This is a genomic window from Anaerosporobacter faecicola (assembly GCF_012070565.1).
GTDB lineage: Bacteria > Bacillota > Clostridia > Lachnospirales > Lachnospiraceae > Anaerosporobacter > Anaerosporobacter faecicola.
Genome location: NZ_JAAQRO010000049.1, coordinates 57,499 through 74,733, shown reverse-complemented (window position 1 = coordinate 74,733; position 17,235 = coordinate 57,499). Strand labels below are relative to the sequence as shown.

Below are 17,235 nucleotides of genomic sequence, written 5' to 3'. Positions count from 1 at the left end.
AGCAGTTCTTTTTCGTGCTGTCAAGGGTGGCGGCAAGCTACCACAACCTATAATATCTGCAATTTTCAAGGTTCATCTGAGCCTTTTTTCTTTGCTCATTTTTTTCATAAATCATTTGACACTATCACTGGTGTTGTCCAGTAAAGGGGGTACATATCAGGTCTATGGGGATTTTTTAGATACTCTGAAAATACAATAGACTATTTTGTATTTTAGGCCAATCAATATCTAAACCTAAACCAATACGAAAATCAGTTCTCTTGCCACTTCCTTTAATGAATCCTAATTTCTTTAAAAAAGAAATCTCAGCCTGAAATGGTGTTCTCGTTCCACCAGCTCTCAATGTAGAACTTTTCGAGATATGTAAATCATTTCTAAACTTATCATCAATCCAACTTAAATACTGCTTGGAATCAAAGACATATTTGCCTGCAGAATTTATAGTTGTAAACGCAAAATTATTTGTACTAAACTCTTCACTTGATAATTGATAAATATAATGAAAGAATGCTGCAAATTGACCATTTTCAAGTACTGATGCTCTTAATATTTCAAGTGGTATCCCCTTATTTGATGAAGATACTCTTTCACAAGCTTCTAAATACTTAAATCCTAAAGTTGTTAAAGATCCATCATCTTGCAGAAAACCAATGTGGAATAATCCTGAATCAATAACCTCTCTGTAGCTATGAGCATCTTTTCTAATCTTTTTAGCATATTCTTCCCATGCTTCATCTTCAGTAATTGTTCCTTTGTTTAATTTATCTACTAACTTTTCCTTGATAGAATCAGCTCGACCCGAGAACAAATTTGCATACTCAGTATCATTTTTTAGTATTTGAGTACTCTTAGCATTAACTACATATGGTACCTTAGTTGAATATAATGGCATTAAGTCATTCCAAAAATAATAGTTAAACCATGTATTTCTCCATGTCATATCTGAATAAGTGTCCCCAGGTGTATTGGATAAGTATTTGTACAGATCAGCACTTGGATCTATTCTTTTAACTGCATCTACTAGATCTTTTGGAACATGTATATTACTTAAATCTTCACCATTTATACATACTTTACGCACACTTAGGCAATATTTGTAGAAAGCATCTGGATAACTCATTCCTTCTCTAACATGAGCCCATAATGTAGATACATTACCACTGCTTACCCCACCTGTTGAAGTCACTTTTTTACAGGAAGGAATAGAAATATCTCTAACACAATTTATCTTTCCATGAAATGGTTTAAGTGCTGATGTATCTGGCTCTGAATATGTATATACACTTACAGCACAATCTGATGCAGTAGAATCTAATATCCTCTTTAAATGTTGTCCCGGAGTTTTATGTGAAGTATACATTTCTGGTATAACAACGACAGATGCATCATAGCCCTTCTCTAAATAAGCTAATGATTGTCCTAATGCTGTAAGGACACCATGTACCCCTTCATTTGGTCTTTTAAATTCCAATGCAATTTTTACATCAGTTGCAGTGGTATTTTCAGCTAATATCACACCATCTGCTAATGGCCATTGTCTATTACCTTCTCTACCTGCGTATACGGACCACCCAAGAGGTGTTCCCAAGCTTCCAAAATAGGAAGCCTGGGAATCCATAATTAATTCTGCAACTTCAGCACAAGCCCATGCTGCATGAGTATCATGACTCATCTATGATTCCCCCTTTTTCAATATATTCATAAATTTTCTTCAAAAAAGGTTCCGCCATCTTAGGTGGAACAGCATTTCCAACTTGAATACATTGATCTTGTCTATTTCCAAAAAACACATGATTATCTGGAAATGTTTGTATTCTTGCCGCCTCTCTGGCGGTTAATGTTCTGTTCAAAGTCGGGTGTATTGGAAAAGCATTATGTCCAGGAACCATTGTTATAGATGGTTTATTTCTGTCAAGTCTCTTATAAACATGACTATAATTTGAAACTTTTCCTGTTTTTGATCCACTCCTAGTAACTGCTAATAGTTCAGGTGGTAATGTATCAATATCAAGTTTTTCTCCTTCTTTGACATAACTCATTCTCTCTGCAACAACTGGCTTGTGATTCAATGGAATATGATTAGGTACAGAATTTGGTTCAACGTCAGCCAAATCCATAATTGCATCTCCTACTGTCATATAATGAGGATATCTATCCTCCGAAGGAGGAAAATGAGTTTTTTCAGGCGGGACAAAGTCAATGCCCATACGATTTCCTATCATAAACATTCTATATCGTTCTTGAGGCACCCCATAATCAGCAGCACAAACTACATCCACCCATATATTCTTATATCCCAACTCTTCAAATTTATGGATTACTTCTTTTACAAAAAGACCTTTATCTAATGACATAAATCCCTTTACATTCTCCATAAAGAAGAATTTAGGTTTCGTTTCTTCAACAACACGTATATATTCATATACTAGATGATTTCTTGGATCATCTTGAGGATTATATCCCTGAGTATTTACAAAACGACGTTTTCCAAACATTGAAAATCCTTGACAAGGCGGCCCACCTACTACCAAATCAACCGTTTTCGAATTTAATCTCTCTCTAATTTCTTCATTAGTAAACTCTCTAATATCTTTTTCAACCAAAGGTATATCCGGGAAATTATAATAATGCGTTCCTACAAATTTATTATTAACTTCATTCGAAAAAAGCACCTTGAACCCCGCATCTTTCAATGCTAACAACAATCCTCCAGCACCTGAAAATAAATCTATTGCGTTCATCAATTTTACTCCTATTTCATTTTATTGAGCTGTTCTTTCAAAAACTCTGCTAGTTTTTTAGAAAACATTGGTGGTACAGCATTTCCGACTTGATGACCTTGTTGCCTTCTGTTTCCTTCAAATATTATTTTATCTGGAAACGTTTGAATTCTAGCAGCTTCTCTTACGGTAAGACTTCTATTCAAAGTCGGGTGAATAGGAAATGCATCATTTCCAGGAACCATTGTTAATGCTGGTCTCTTTCTATCAAGACGTTTATAGGTATTACCAAAATTCTTTCTATACAATTCTGGTGGCAAATCATTCTCTGGTAATCTTCCACCTTCTGGAATAAGTTTATAACGTTGAATGTTTTTTTCAGTATGCTTTAATGCAACATGATTGAATTCGCGTTTGTCACCCATATTGGCAAGATCACTAATAACTCCCCAACACCCATTCCACATTGGCAAATCATCATTTGGATCATTAGAATGATCTGGTTTCGGAAACTCGACTGGTAAACCTACTCGATTACCTAGAATTATTACTCTCTCTCTGACTTGTGGCACACCATAATCAGCCATATTAATTAGTCTATAATCAACGTTATACCCTGCTTTTCTTAATTCAGAAAGAACATTCTCCAAATATTTTCCACCATCTAAAGTAAGTATTCCTTTTACATTTTCCATGACAATAAACTTTGGTTTTAATTCATTAATTAATCTTGAATACGTTAAAACAAGCTCATTTCTGGGATCATGTTTTTCTCGTTTCGTTGGATCAGAAGACACTCGTTTTCCTATGGTAGAAAACCCCTGACATGGTGGTCCTCCTATAATAATATCCAATTCACCTTGATAATACTTCTTAATTTGCTCGGATGTTACTTCCCTTATATCTTTATTAATGAAAGGTATATATGGAAAATTTCTGTTATGTGTTCTTTCAACTAAGTCATTATTATCAATACATAGTCTCACATTATAATTTGCTTGTTCAAAACCAATATGAAATCCACCAGCACCGCTAAACAAATCAATAATATTATATTCCTGATTATTTTCTTTACTTGTTGTCATGTTTATCCTCTCTTACATAATCCATTATATCACCAATATTACACTCAAGCGTATCACATATTTTAGCTATAGCATCGAGTGAAACTTTTTCATTCTTACTCAACCTAGCTAATGTGGTTGTGCTTAGCCCCGCCTTCTCACGAAGTGTCACCTTGTTCATATTATAATCAATCAGCCTCTTCCAAAGTTTATTATATGAATACCCCATAGCTCCTCCTAATGTCAATTTTACATTTATTTTATCATATACATTTCTTTAAGTAAATTTTTTTTTTGCCAAACAGCATTTTTACCATTATCTAATAAATATTTCACTATACTGCTCATTCTAATTCCATTACATATTCTTAACATTGTTTATGTTGTTACAATATAAGCGTACTTTTCGATATTTTTACTATATTTGTAACATTCATATTTTATATTGACTATAGAACAAAAGACGAAGCATAATTACCGTCTCAGTTCTAAAATTCATATAGTTATCCTAGAGAAAATGCAAAAAAAGATAGAGTTATGCTTAAATTTCTCTAAAATAACATATGCTCATTACCGCTTTCAGACTGACGTTTACGACACGACAACGCACACAACACTTTAGTATGTAGAAATTCAGCTACATTGCATATCAAAACTGGATTCTTTGCCCTTCCAGTCAATACTTTCGTACTTTCTATACATATCCTTTAGTAAAACAAATAATTACAAACCTAACACCAACCTCTTTATCCATAGACGTGAGATAATTACTCAGCGGTCTACTACCCTTTCAGGCTAAGATATAACATATCCGCAGATTCAACATCCTCAGGCTCTTTCAATAGGACTTACGTCATCACTTTATATAAGTGTAATATAAAGTGAACCGGGTCCAAGAACATCTCACGACGTTCTCTTGTTAATTTTTGCGGTGGGTGACCAATCCTTTTACGTTTTTATACTGTTACGGCATACAGTTGATGCATCACTGGTGTGACACTCAATATAGCAATCGCATTATATCGTGGTGTGACACTAGTGTACACATGTAAATAATGGTAGTAGTATCTATTCCACTTTACTCAAGTTATACATCAGTGTTATAATTCCTCTATAGATAGGAGGAATCATTATGGCATTACCAGACGGAAAAAGACGGATTACTATTTCTCTTACTGAGAAAGAAATTGATATAATACAGACTGTTTCAAAAAAAGAAAGAAGAAATGTTAGCGATACAGTCGCTATATTGATTGAAGAACATTTGCTAGAAAAGTATAACGAAATAAAAGAAGGCAAGTAACTAAATCCAAAGTTACTCGCCTTCTTTTTGTGTAGGCTTATATTAAGTTTCCATGTACCATTTCTTTGCTATCCATGTACCATTTCATGTACCATTTTTATAATATTTTGTACCAAATTGCGATAATTTACGATAGTTTGTAAATTTTCAACAATCCATCAAATGCCCAGTAAATCTAGTGTTTTCAAGCACTTTACTACCATTCGTACGGAGTGTTTTGGTATACATAATAATTCAACCAATTCGTATACAACGCATTCGAATGTCCTCTCCAAGACAAAATTGGACGTTGACTCGGATCGTTGTCTGGATAATAATTTAATGGCATGTCGATTTCAATGCCTTTTAAGATGTCACGCTTGTATTCACTGTCTAGTGTAACGCGGTCGTATTCAGGGTGACCAGTTATGAATACATTCTTGCCATCTTTTGATACGAGAATGAATACTCCCGCTTCTTCGGATTCTGCCAGAATATCTAGCTCGCCACATGCTAAGATGTCTTCTTTGCTGACACCTGTGTAACGGGAATGTGGTGCATAGAAATAGTCGTCAAATCCACGTACTAATGGTATTTTACGGTTGCAAACTTGGTGTTTGAAAACACCAAATAATTTTTCATTCAGGATGTGTTTATGAATTCCGTAATGGTAGTAAAGGCCAGCTTGTGCACCCCAACAGATGTGTAGGGTTGACGTTACATTGGTCTTGGACCATTCCATGATTTCTTTTAATTCATTCCAGTAGATGACTTCTTCGAAGTCTAATTGTTCCACAGGTGCTCCTGTGATGATCAGTCCGTCGTATCGTTGGTCCTGTACCTGATCATATGTCTGATAGAATTTATCTAGATGGCTTGCTGCCGTGTTCTTACTTACATAAGTTTTGGTCGTTAAAAAAGTCACATCCACTTGTAATGGGGTGTTGGATAAACATCGTAATAACTGTACTTCTGTATCTTCTTTTAATGGCATTAGATTCAGAATTGCAATTCGAAGTGGTCTGATATCCTGAGAGACAGCTCGATTCTCGTCCATCATAAATATATTCTCATCCTCTAAGATTCTCTTAGCAGGAAGATTTTTCTGTACTTTGATAGGCATGATATACCTCCTTCTGCAAATGCAGGTTTCCTTTATTCACTGTGACTGTGTTCGTTTCTCAACAACTTATCTTTTACAGCCACAACCACAATTCTAACACGATTGTCCATTAAAATCAACATAGGGAATGGTATTATTCCCTCCCTAACATGTGGATGAAATCTTCTTCCGTGATGATTGGTATATTCAATTGCTTTGCTTTTTTATTTTTGGAGGAATTGGACATATTGTCGTTATTGATCAAATAATTCGTTTTCGATGTAACCGATCCTGTTACCTTACCACCCTTTTGTTCAATCAATTCCTTCACTTCATTTCGATTTGCAAAATGCTCTACCGACCCAGTGATAACGAAGTTCATATTTGCAAAGATCTGGCTGGATTCATCCACCACTTCCTCTTCAAATGTTACTTCTGCTAACAAATCATCCACAATTTTCTTATTCTCTTCTTTTCGAAAATATCCTACAAATGTTTCCGCAATTACATCACCAATTCCCTGAATCTCTACAAGATCCTGTGGAGTTGCTTGTCTAATTGCATCAAGATCATTCTTGTATGCTTTACAGATTAACTTGGCATTGGATAGCCCTACATTAAGGATACCTAAACTATAGATGAATTTGGCTAACGTAGTATGTCTTGCTTTATCGATGGAGGCGATCAGATTCGTATACGATTTTTCTCCGAAGCCCTCCATCGTCTTGATTTCTTCCTGATAGTTCTCCACATGGAACAGATCGGCTAATTCCTTAATCATTCCTTTGGCGATCAATTTCTCTATAGTAGCCTCTGATAGTCCTTCTATATTCATCGCATCACGTCCAACAAAATGCGTAAAGGATTTGATTTTCTTCGCCAAACATTCTGGGTTGATACAGTAGAGGGATTTCACTCCATTTTCTTGCTTAATCTGCGTCTCTCCATGACAGACTGGACAGACTTTCGGTATCGCTACATTTCCACTTCTGGTTACGTTCTCTGCAATCTGTGGAATAATCATGTTGGCTTTATAAACCTGAATGGTGTCATCAATTCCAAGCTCCAAGGCTTCTAAGATACTGACATTATGAACACTGGCACGGCTAACCGTCGTTCCTTCCAATTCCACAGGTTCAAAGATTGCCACTGGATTAATCAGTCCTGTTCGAGATGCACTCCACTCGATGTCGATTAGCTTCGTATCCTTCACTTCATCCTGCCATTTGAATGCAATGGAATCACGAGGGAATTTGGCAGTCATTCCAAGAGACCTTCCATAAGCGATGTCATCCAAACGAAGAACAAGACCATCGGAAGGGACGTCATTGGTTACGATCTGTTCGGAGAACCATTTTACGGTATCTGCGATTGTCTCTGCTGTAACTCTTTTATTCTCTACCGTCTCAAACCCTTGCTCTTTCAACCAAAGCATCTGTTCTTCTCTGGAATTCTTAAAGTCAACATCCTCCGCACTTACTAAGGTAAATGCGTACAAATGTACATTTCTCTGGGCGGTAATCTTATTATTCAATTGACGAACACTACCACTACATAGATTTCTTGGATTCTTGTATTTGGCTTCTACTTCTTCAATTTCCGCATTGATTTTTTCAAAATCAGAATATTTGATCACGGCTTCTCCACGTAATACCAAGGTACCCTTATACTGAATCGTAAGTGGTATGTTACGAAATACTTTTGCATTGTTCGTAATAACTTCCCCTACTTCCCCATTTCCTCGGGTGACTGCTTTCACAAGTTTACCTTCCTGGTAAGTAAGGACAATAGTCAATCCATCTAATTTCCATGATAACAAACCTTCCTGATCACCAAGCCAATCCCGTAAAACTTCCACATCTTTTGTCTTATCAAGAGACAGCATCGGTGATTCGTGACGTTCCTTTGGTAATTCATTCAAGGCTTCATACCCAACATTCTGCGTGGGACTGTTTGACAATATGATTCCAGTCTCTTTCTCTAATGCCACTAACTCATCATATAATTTGTCATATTCAAAATTTGACATAATTTCTTGGTCTTCCTGATAATATGCCTTTGCTGCTTGATTTAGTAAATCAACACGTTGTTTGATCTCCTGTAATTTGTCACTCATGGTCTACCATACCTTTCTGCGATTTTTTTAATGTCTACATCCCATCGCGCAATCTATCATTAATAGTAAGTACTAGTTAAGGTTTAAAAGCCCTTAAAACTACTTCACACATTGAAAACGTTATGAATCAACTGCGTCTGGCTATTCAAAATCTCTCCCAAAATGAATCTCCATACATAATCATAAGCGAAAAAAACCAAGCTAAATGGTTATTCTTCAATTCAGCTTGGTATTTTATATAAGCTTATACAAATCTTGTAGTTCTTGTTCCGTTACTTTACGCCATGTGCCTACTTTCAGTTTGCCCAATTTGATATTCATAATTCGTACGCGCTGTAAGGACACTACACGATATCCAAAATACTCGCACATGCGACGGATCTGTCGGTTCAACCCTTGGGTAAGAATGATAGTAAAGGTAAATTTGTTCACCTGTTTTACCTCGCATCTTCTCGTTACGGTATCAAGAATTGGAACTCCTTCTCTCATACCTTTTAAGAAATCAAGAGTAATGGGTTTGTTCACCGTAACAATATATTCTTTTTCATGATAATTACTTGCTTTCAGAATCTTATTAACAATACTTCCATCATTCGTCAGTAAAATCAAACCCTCAGAATCTTTATCTAGCCGCCCTACAGGATAAACCCGTTTCGGATAATTCAAGAAATCCACAATATTATCTGGATCTTCCTTTTGTGCAGTACATGTAATTCCTCTTGGTTTGTTCATTGCAAGAAGAATAAACTCCTTTTCTTTTTGAATAACCTTGTTATCCACTTTGACAACGTCTCCTTCGAAGATTTTCGTTCCCATAACGGCAACTTTGCCATTGATTTGGATACGCCCTTCTTCCACATAACGGTCCGCTTGTCTTCTGGAACAGACTCCACAATCACTAAGGTATTTGTTGATGCGGACTCCTTCCTGTACATCTTTCTCTATAACTGGTTTTTCTTTCATTCTTATACCTATACGTTTCTAATTGCTAATTACATTACTCATTAAATTACTCATTCTTATAGCAAAAAGTTGTTTAATGATTCATTCTTTTCTACTATTCATTAAAATATATCTTCTTAAAATAAACAAACTACTTTTGAAATCTCTTTCAAAATCTCTTTCAATATTTCTTTCATATTTCTTTCAAATTAAGTTCATTACTTTAAAAAATCTCTTTTAAATAAATTTAATTAATAATTACTATCAAAAACTAGTTCTTCTAAAATTACCAATTCCTATTTATATACTAATTCTTTAAATAACTAATTTCTCAAGCTACTAGTTATTATTCGAAGAATCTTTTTCTTCTTTATCCGTTGATTTCTTGTCTGAAGAAGTATCCTTAGAGTCTGTTTCTTCCTTCTTCTTATCTTCTGATTTTGTATTATCTGCTTTTGCATCATCAGTTGCTGCATCTGCATTGGAACGATCCTCGATAAATTTCTTCAATTCTGCATCTTTTGTTACAGCTTCGTCTAATTTTGTATTAACTGTGTTAATCAAATCGATTACTGCTTGATTCGTAGCAGTATCTTCAATGAATTTCTGTGTATCATCATCAACTGCACCTAGATATATATAAGGATTACCAGATTCGTCAAGTTTAATATATAGTCTTGTCATTCCTGGCGCTAAAGTATTCACATTTAAAATCTTTAAATCTTCATAAACATAAACAACAAAAGAATCTGCTGTTAATCCATTCAATGTATAACATGCAATATTCTTATAATCTTCAATATACTCCGATTTTGCACGAAGATCATCTTCATTAATAACAGTTGCATCACTTACTAATGTACGAATTGTTTCATAATCACAATTTACTTTTGCAGTCATATACTTTTGCACCAATTCGCTAATTGCTGGATAAGCGTCCATTCGTAACTCGCCATCAGCTGGTTGTCCTATTAATTCAATCACATTGGCTGCTGTTTGTTCTGTAGGATTTTGTGTTTCTGTTACATCTGTTGTAACTGTTACAGGAGTTGCCTCTTTCTTTTTGTCCTTTGGTTTACTTAAAGAAAGGGTGATCATTCCGATTCCCATTGCACTCATTGATATGATTAATACCATTTTTTTATATCTTAATTTCATTATTTTCTCCTTTTTCTGCCTAATGCAGTCAAAAATCATCTATTCATTCGGTTTGTCTACGTATTCTTTTCCTATATATTTACATTTTTATCTATAGTATCCAACTATCATTCTAGCAAAAACATACTTAAAAATCAACCTAATAATTCGTATTTTCGTAACATTCTCCTCTTATTGCTTTACATTTCCGTAACACTCTTTACATATTTGTAATGTGACTAATATTTTTCCTCTTGATGTGTTTTTTCAACTCTACACGTAACATACCCTCTGTCAATCTCGTATAATTTACCTAAACTTCGCGTTTCAAAAAATAGATCGAGCGGATAACTTCTATATAATTAGAGATACTTCTATTTTCGTAGAAAACGGTCAGAACGCACTTGAGAAAACGTGACAGATTGACCTGTCAAACATTTATTTTTAGCGCAAATGTACGGTTTTCCAATGTTTCGGATTTATTCGTTTACAAATGATAAATCTACTTATGTATTAACAAGAAATAAATGAAACTTTTCAGCCTTCCATATATTAGTTGCTTACAAAATATTTTTAAATCCGAACTTTACAATCGATGTTTTATCAAGTATAATATCTGTGTTACGGACATGTAATGTTTTGCACTTGTAGCTCAGCTGGATAGAGCATAGGCCTCCGACGCCTAGGGTCGCAGGTTCGAATCCTGTTAGGTGCATACGCTTTGTTCTTATAAAATAGGCTCTGTGTCAAGTATTGGGGTGCGATGAACCTACACCAATGCTGACATTAGGGCTATTTTTTATCTTGCATAAAAATAGCCTCTTGAATAAATATTTACTCTATTTATTCAAGAGGCTATACTTTGCAAATCTAACTTACTCCAAACTTCTACTTTCTTAACATTGACATCTATTTTTCTAACATCTGTAGTCATAGTATCACTAATCTTTTTGTAAAAGTTAACTTTTCAATATTGTCAAACAGGAATCGAATTACACTTTCTAAATCATGGTTGTTGTGCATTCAATTCGGCAATTAATAGCTTAATTCCTTCTGTTTTATGTCATAAAAATACACATTTGACGAAAGAACTTCCTCATTTTCTACTTGTGTTTCATTCACTTCATTTACCATTTGGATTAATTGAGATTTTTCGATATCTTCTTGAAAGGGAACTAGAATAACTTCATGAATACTACTTGGTAGTATATAGACACTTGCTTCGATTTTATTTGAGAATTCTTCTATTACTTTCGGATACAACAAAGCACTTGCTCCATTGATTCCATTGGAGTTTGTCAGGATATACATTTTCGGAGAACTTCTTTCTTCCTCCTCTGTCTGCTGCCATAGCACATCTTTAGTTTCTTCATCCTCTACTATCATTCGATATTCCTCAGGACTCATCAACTCCTGTAACACATCTTCCATCGTATTAATCTTAGCAGGAAAGAATTTTGGTGTATTGCTACCAGCGTATTGATACAATTCCTTTACGGTAAGATTCCACCGTTCCATCAACTCTCTTGTAATCTGAAATGATCCAATCTCATCATTGGAATTCCGTACTATGCAATGAAAGGTGATTGCCAAATCCATGAACTGCATAAATGGTGCATTCTGTAGACGCTTTTGATTCTTCTTTCGATTGACCAGTCGATAAATAATCTTATCCTCCCAAGCTGCAAGATCCATGTTAGCAGTCAGCGTTTCCATTGTTTCCTCTTGCTCTGTCATAATTCGTAGATCGTACATCTCTGAACACAATTGCTCCAGTGTTTCTCCTCTTTTGTAACGTCCATAATATCGATCCAGATAGATTGTTGGGGTTACACGCGCCCCTTCTTTCACAAGTACCAAACCAATCCGTTCCACATCATTATTCTTCATAATGGTATGTAATTGTACCTGATACCCTATTGAAGCTCTTTGCTCTATGCAAGATTTGACCTGCTTAATAAATTCACTATATTCCATGTGACCTCCATCTCTATAAATGTTATTTCTGTAGATATTGCTATATCTATTAATATTATTGCGACTACTATGTTGCTGCTACTGTTGTTTCTTATGCTGTTTCTTATGTTGATTCTGAATCTGTCTCTGATTCCGTCTCTGATTCCGTCTCTGATTTCGTCTCTGATTCCGTCAATGTTATTGCTATTAATGTGTTACTGCTAATGTTGTTGCTACTAACTATTCTTTCTGCTAAATGTTATAGCCAACAAATATCTAATGTTAATTACTGCTTAATAAATACTGTTGTTTATTGCTAGTTTATTGGTTGCTAATGCGTTCCTCCCGACCTGTAATCCTTCGCTGCTGATCGTTCTGTATAATACAATAAGTAATCCCCATATTTGAACTCGAAGACATTTCCTTCTACATCTACTTTACGCAAAGGAGCCCCCTCCAAATCCCACATATTACAATAGCCAGCAAGCGCATTTTCTTTATTGATATAACTTAAGTGTCCTTCCTCCTTTCCCTCCTGATAGGTTATAATTTCAAAATTTACAATAATATAGCCATTCTTCAACCACATATCTTCTGTAAAATCCACCCGATCATGTGTGATGAAATATTTCTCCAAATCATATCCTTTTGGTAACACATGAACCTCGCTTGGTAAATAGTACTCCCCATACCAAGTCTGTACGGATTGTATAACGATCTTAGGGTCAACCGTACTTGGTATCGTCTTCGTTGGGGTATAATTGCTTGTCCCACAAAATGTTCGAAATGCACTGCTTATCGTAATACCTCCAAATGAAAATAGCTTCTCTTGTTGCGCTCGTACCTCCTTCATTGTTTTCCCTGTTGCATAACAAGTTGCTGCGATTTCTATATCAGGCACTTGCCAATATTTGCTTCCCAAGGTCCCGATTTTCATATTCCGCTTATCTCTTGCGCTGCCGACTTTGACCAGATAGTTTCTCTGATTCTCATACGTTTCCGTATAATACAGATCAACCTCCTGTCTGTTCTGCCCCTTTGCATCAACATAGTAAAACCTTGGAACAATCTTGACTTGGTCGTTGTTATACAAATCTCCGATGGTTGTAAACTTAAACCTCGTACCATACCCTAGCTTTACTGCGCCTATTGTTTCATACGTAGGATGACTTCCATTAACTAAAGGAAATGTATATTTCTCTAATCTCCCTGTGAACAAACCATTCTGGTCATTGGTTCCAACAGTATAAGTATTTCCTGTCAGGGTAAGTGAGTTCTTATTCCGAAATACGTCCTGCCAAGTTGGATAATCAGTGATGTCGTAGATTTGTAAGTTGTAGATTCTGCCGCTGACATTTACATCAATCGTATCTATAGCAACGTAATTCGACAATGTATAATTGGCATACATTTCACTATTCGTATTATTGGCTTCACTATTAATTGCTGGTGCTCGAAATTCAATTGTGTAGTTTCCTTCTGCTACCCACGTTGGTAAATAATATGCAGTCGTATCCGCACTGATATTAACCCATGTATTGGCAGCTATATATTGTGTTCCACAATAAACGTCAAATGGAAACTTTACCTCTCTTCCCGCCATGTATTTTCCATAGTCTCGGGTACCATAGCCTAGATAATCATTGTGATTTCCTGTTGTAGGAAGATATATTTGAAATGTTTTATCTAAGATTAAAGACGCTCGTGTCTTTTCTGGAATTACTCTTTGGTTATATGGTTTCAGATCCGTTAGTTGAGCATTACAAACTGTGGGTGTATGTACGACAACATCATTTATGCCACCAATATCATATACAATTTCATTTATTGTAGATGTTTTTCCTATATGTATCCCCGATGTGTATTTCACTGTCCCTTTCGATTGATAATAATCATTTGCCTTCTCTCTCGGTATGGTAATGTTATATTTGTATAGCGTATTTTCCGTAATCATTTTCCCTTGTTCTATATTATCAGGGGCAATGCCTTCCTTTTCCGTTTGTTCATCAGTCATAATTGTCTTTCCATTATAGACCAATTTATCATTCTGTACGATCAGTTCACCAACTTCACCATTAACGTATGCTGACAAATCTTCCTCTGGTATATCAGGTTTTGATGTAGTTCCAATAATCTCAGCGGCCGGCAAAACATACTTATCTTTTATATCTTTCGGTAGAAATACATGCTGATCTAACGCTTTATCTACTTTATACGTTATCTCCGGTAATGTTACTCCTTCCGCATTAATGGTAATGCAATCTCCAGGAAATGCATTATTCATAACCTCAGCACTTGTTAATGCAAAAACATCTAATTGCTCAATTCTCCAGTATCCATATGCCCTTTCTAAATCAACTGTAACATTCACAGTTTCCGTACTTGACTGTGGTTCATACGTAATCACATCTTCTCCCGTATCTGGATCTTTCTCTTTTATTTCCTTATCCCATTTTAATGTATAAGTTTTTTCAACATTTACAGGTACTTTTTTTATACCAACTTTCTTAATAAATCGATAACTGACAAGATAATCAGTTGTAAATACATTAACGTACAAATCCTCTGTTGTAGGGATTCCATCACTTACATTAAACTGTTCACTTCCTCTTTGATCAGCTTTGATAACTGCCGTAGGTTCTGGTTCCTCAAACTCAACCTCTTTTTCATCCGCGGGTACTTCTTCCAACTCTTCCCCTTTTAATTTATACATGGCAACAAATTTTAGCCCACCGCTCTTAACTTTCGCTGTTCTTTTACTTACTGCTTCGATGCTATCCCCTTTGCTTAATTTTTTATTTCCTTTCGTCTCATTAGGACTTGATAAATTAATATAATAACTCCGATACAATTCATATGTGTATCCATTTTTTTTATATGTTTTTTGAAATGTTGGAGCTTTAACTTCTGTTCCGGTTTTAACTTTTTCCAAGTCTTTGGAATACAATAACTCATTGTACTGCGTTCGATATTCAATACTTACTGGATGTGTTCCAGGCTCATATTGTACCTTAATATTAAAATATTGACCAAATGTAGTTGGATCTCGCCAACCTTCAGCAGTATAAATACCTTTTCGATATTTACCATTACTGTCATAGCCACCATTATACGTAAAGATCTCTGGGCCATACTTTACTCCACCGTGGTAAACTTGAAAGATACCGTTTAAATAAATTGGTTTGTTTTTTTCAATCAATTCATCAAACTCTTCTTCTAAATTCCCATATTTTGAGTTTCGTAGTGCTTTGCGTAGAGCTTTTTCGGTGATGGTGTAGGTGCTTCTTTTCTTTCCATCACCCAAATCATCAACTTTTTTGTCTACACCCTCATCATTAAACCGTATAATTGCATACTTTTTATCTTTTAGTGGATTACAACTTGTAACATAATCTAATCGTATTACAAATCCTGTATTTCCCCACGTTGGTCTACTTGGATCTAACGCTTTTGTATCGAGTGTTATGTACTGTATGTAACCATCTTCAGAATAAACATTTGCATTGTTAGAATCATTAGCACTTACAGGTATTATGTTAGTCCAGCTGATTAGTATAATTAATATAATACAAATAAAGATTAAACACTTTTTTTTCAATTACTACCTCCGTTATTTAAAATAGTAGTATCCATCAACAAAATCCTCATCCCCTTTTTTGTTAAATGAAGGCTTTAGTATTTTTGTTTTATATTGTTTCCCCCAAAAATCATTTAAATCACTTGAACTAACTAAATATTCACTTCCATCTCCATATGTATGTCCATTAATTTGAATATCATAATATCCCTCGTGCCACTTATTTAATTTAAGGTTTGGCATATAAATACGGCCATATATAAGGTTATTATTCATGTTCTTTGCATTAGTAACTTTGAATTTCACATATACTCTTATATATGCACCTGTACCATAATATAATGTTGACGGTTCAACAGAAATTATAGAAGATTTTATTATTACCTTATTTTGTTTTATTTGTTTTATATATTCTTTGATATTACTTAATGACTCATTTTGAAAAGTAGCACATAAACCTTTTGACCATGTATCATCAATAGTTTTATAATTCACATTTAGACGATATGTAAGATTTTTTTTAATTACATCACACCAATAGTAAAGATATTTATCTAGCATCTCCCTTCTTTGTGCAACAGTACCTTTATATGTTGGTTTGTTTTTAGCTTCTGCTGGTGTCCAATAAGTTTCCCCTAATTTAGGTTTATAACTCATTTTTCCTAATTCATACTCAAACTTCATCAAATAAAAACTATTCGGAAAACTTGCCAATACATAATCAAACTCCTTCGCATTCACTGGCAATTTCGTGGTCCTTGTTAGTTGACCATCTGGTGACATCACACTTCTTTTTTTCTTATTAACAAGTTTTTTAATAACTGCTTTTGCACCACTATGGGTTATTGTATTGTTTCCTCTAAACTCTCGATCCTGGGTGCATTTTCCATTCGTATAACCTATGATGATTCCTTTCCCAAATACTTGTACCACATCATCTCGGTATTTTTTCGTTATGTTACTTAGATCCGATATTCTCTTAAGTTTTACGATATTCTCATATAGTTTTGTTACTTCATTTCCATTAAGATATACATCCGCCCGATTTGTAAGCACTGCACACTCTGTTCTTGTCATTTCTTTTTCATGAGCAAATTCATCCTCTTTTTCTAATAAGCCTGTCTTGATTGCTGCTGCTATATACGGTTTTTCTTGTGTTGCATCAATCGTAACGTTCATAGCTTTGATCAATAATTCAATATACTGCTCGATTGTAATGTTTTTGGTTGCTGCAGTTACCACTTGTTTGGGTATTAACAGAATTGTCATTACGAGTAATAGAATAATTCCAATGTTTCTTTTACACATATTTTTCATATAATAAATTCCTCCATGTAAT

The 17,235-nt window shown here is 34.9% G+C and carries 13 protein-coding genes and 1 tRNA gene; 3 read left to right on the top strand and 11 right to left on the bottom strand.

What is annotated here, in order from left to right:
* A partial coding sequence (locus HBB17_RS20385) for a hypothetical protein (RefSeq protein WP_207717380.1) occupies positions 1–199 on the top strand: 199 nt, incomplete at its 5' end.
* Here the strand turns inward: HBB17_RS20385 and HBB17_RS18840 are convergent.
* The 4 genes from HBB17_RS18840 to HBB17_RS18825 are packed head-to-tail and all read right to left on the bottom strand — an operon-like array spanning position 176 to position 4,013.
* Positions 176–1,672, bottom strand: coding sequence for a hypothetical protein (locus HBB17_RS18840; protein WP_167959039.1), 1,497 nt, complete (start codon positions 1,670–1,672; stop codon positions 176–178). The genes HBB17_RS20385 and HBB17_RS18840 overlap by 24 nt on opposite strands.
* Positions 1,662–2,741 carry a DNA cytosine methyltransferase gene (locus HBB17_RS18835; protein ID WP_167959038.1) on the bottom strand — a complete coding sequence of 360 codons (1,080 nt, stop codon included), beginning with the start codon at positions 2,739–2,741 and terminating at the stop codon, positions 1,662–1,664. The genes HBB17_RS18840 and HBB17_RS18835 overlap by 11 nt, the downstream gene beginning before the upstream one ends.
* 11 nt (positions 2,742–2,752) lie before the next feature.
* Positions 2,753–3,805: a DNA cytosine methyltransferase gene (locus HBB17_RS18830; RefSeq protein WP_167959037.1), complete on the bottom strand. Its 1,053-nt coding sequence runs from the start codon at positions 3,803–3,805 to the stop codon at positions 2,753–2,755.
* On the bottom strand, positions 3,792–4,013 hold the full coding sequence (locus tag HBB17_RS18825; RefSeq protein WP_167959036.1) for a helix-turn-helix domain-containing protein: 222 nt from the start codon (positions 4,011–4,013) through the stop codon (positions 3,792–3,794). The genes HBB17_RS18830 and HBB17_RS18825 overlap by 14 nt, the downstream gene beginning before the upstream one ends.
* A 903-nt stretch (positions 4,014–4,916) precedes the next feature.
* Here HBB17_RS18825 and HBB17_RS18820 point away from each other — a divergent pair.
* Entirely contained in the window at positions 4,917–5,087 is a 171-nt protein-coding gene (locus HBB17_RS18820; protein WP_167959035.1) for a hypothetical protein, read from the top strand.
* A 196-nt stretch (positions 5,088–5,283) separates the two neighbouring features.
* Here HBB17_RS18820 and metA read toward each other — a convergent pair whose 3' ends face one another.
* From metA to HBB17_RS18800, 4 genes are all read right to left on the bottom strand, one after another.
* Positions 5,284–6,189, bottom strand: a complete 906-nt coding sequence (gene metA, locus HBB17_RS18815) for a homoserine O-acetyltransferase MetA (RefSeq protein ID WP_167959034.1) — start codon at positions 6,187–6,189, stop codon at positions 5,284–5,286.
* 133 nt (positions 6,190–6,322) lie between these two features.
* A complete protein-coding gene (ligA, locus tag HBB17_RS18810) occupies positions 6,323–8,284 on the bottom strand; it encodes an NAD-dependent DNA ligase LigA (protein ID WP_167959033.1) in 1,962 nt (653 codons plus the stop codon).
* Between the two features lie 234 nt (positions 8,285–8,518).
* Positions 8,519–9,247, bottom strand: coding sequence for a 23S rRNA pseudouridine(2604) synthase RluF (rluF, locus tag HBB17_RS18805; RefSeq protein WP_167959032.1), 729 nt, complete (start codon positions 9,245–9,247; stop codon positions 8,519–8,521).
* Between the two features lie 318 nt (positions 9,248–9,565).
* Positions 9,566–10,384: a hypothetical protein gene (locus HBB17_RS18800; protein WP_167959031.1), complete on the bottom strand. Its 819-nt coding sequence runs from the start codon at positions 10,382–10,384 to the stop codon at positions 9,566–9,568.
* Between the two features lie 620 nt (positions 10,385–11,004).
* On the opposite strand from HBB17_RS18800, the gene HBB17_RS18795 reads away from it, so the two are divergent.
* Positions 11,005–11,078, top strand: a tRNA-Arg gene (locus tag HBB17_RS18795).
* 320 nt (positions 11,079–11,398) lie between these two features.
* Here the strand turns inward: HBB17_RS18795 and HBB17_RS18790 are convergent.
* From HBB17_RS18790 to HBB17_RS18780, 3 genes are all read right to left on the bottom strand, one after another.
* Positions 11,399–12,340: a DUF5688 family protein gene (locus tag HBB17_RS18790; protein WP_167959030.1), complete on the bottom strand. Its 942-nt coding sequence runs from the start codon at positions 12,338–12,340 to the stop codon at positions 11,399–11,401.
* A gap of 310 nt (positions 12,341–12,650) precedes the next feature.
* Entirely contained in the window at positions 12,651–15,917 is a 3,267-nt protein-coding gene (locus HBB17_RS18785) for a DUF5704 domain-containing protein (RefSeq protein WP_167959029.1), read from the bottom strand.
* A 12-nt stretch (positions 15,918–15,929) separates the two neighbouring features.
* Positions 15,930–17,213, bottom strand: a complete 1,284-nt coding sequence (locus tag HBB17_RS18780) for a hypothetical protein (RefSeq protein ID WP_167959028.1) — start codon at positions 17,211–17,213, stop codon at positions 15,930–15,932.
* Between the last annotated feature and the right edge of the window lie 22 nt (positions 17,214–17,235).

Excerpts from the sequence above, each read along its gene's own strand:
- HBB17_RS18840 (WP_167959039.1), bottom strand. The coding sequence starts at position 1,672 with ATGAGTCATGATACTCATGCAGCATGGGCTTGTGCTGAAGTTGCAGAA.
- HBB17_RS18835 (WP_167959038.1), bottom strand. The coding sequence starts at position 2,741 with ATGAACGCAATAGATTTATTTTCAGGTGCTGGAGGATTGTTGTTAGCA.
- HBB17_RS18830 (WP_167959037.1), bottom strand. The coding sequence starts at position 3,805 with ATGACAACAAGTAAAGAAAATAATCAGGAATATAATATTATTGATTTG.
- HBB17_RS18825 (WP_167959036.1), bottom strand. The coding sequence starts at position 4,013 with ATGGGGTATTCATATAATAAACTTTGGAAGAGGCTGATTGATTATAAT.
- HBB17_RS18820 (WP_167959035.1), top strand. The coding sequence starts at position 4,917 with ATGGCATTACCAGACGGAAAAAGACGGATTACTATTTCTCTTACTGAG.
- metA (WP_167959034.1), bottom strand. The coding sequence starts at position 6,189 with ATGCCTATCAAAGTACAGAAAAATCTTCCTGCTAAGAGAATCTTAGAG.
- ligA (WP_167959033.1), bottom strand. The coding sequence starts at position 8,284 with ATGAGTGACAAATTACAGGAGATCAAACAACGTGTTGATTTACTAAAT.
- rluF (WP_167959032.1), bottom strand. The coding sequence starts at position 9,247 with ATGAAAGAAAAACCAGTTATAGAGAAAGATGTACAGGAAGGAGTCCGC.
- HBB17_RS18800 (WP_167959031.1), bottom strand. The coding sequence starts at position 10,384 with ATGAAATTAAGATATAAAAAAATGGTATTAATCATATCAATGAGTGCA.
- HBB17_RS18790 (WP_167959030.1), bottom strand. The coding sequence starts at position 12,340 with ATGGAATATAGTGAATTTATTAAGCAGGTCAAATCTTGCATAGAGCAA.
- HBB17_RS18780 (WP_167959028.1), bottom strand. The coding sequence starts at position 17,213 with ATGAAAAATATGTGTAAAAGAAACATTGGAATTATTCTATTACTCGTA.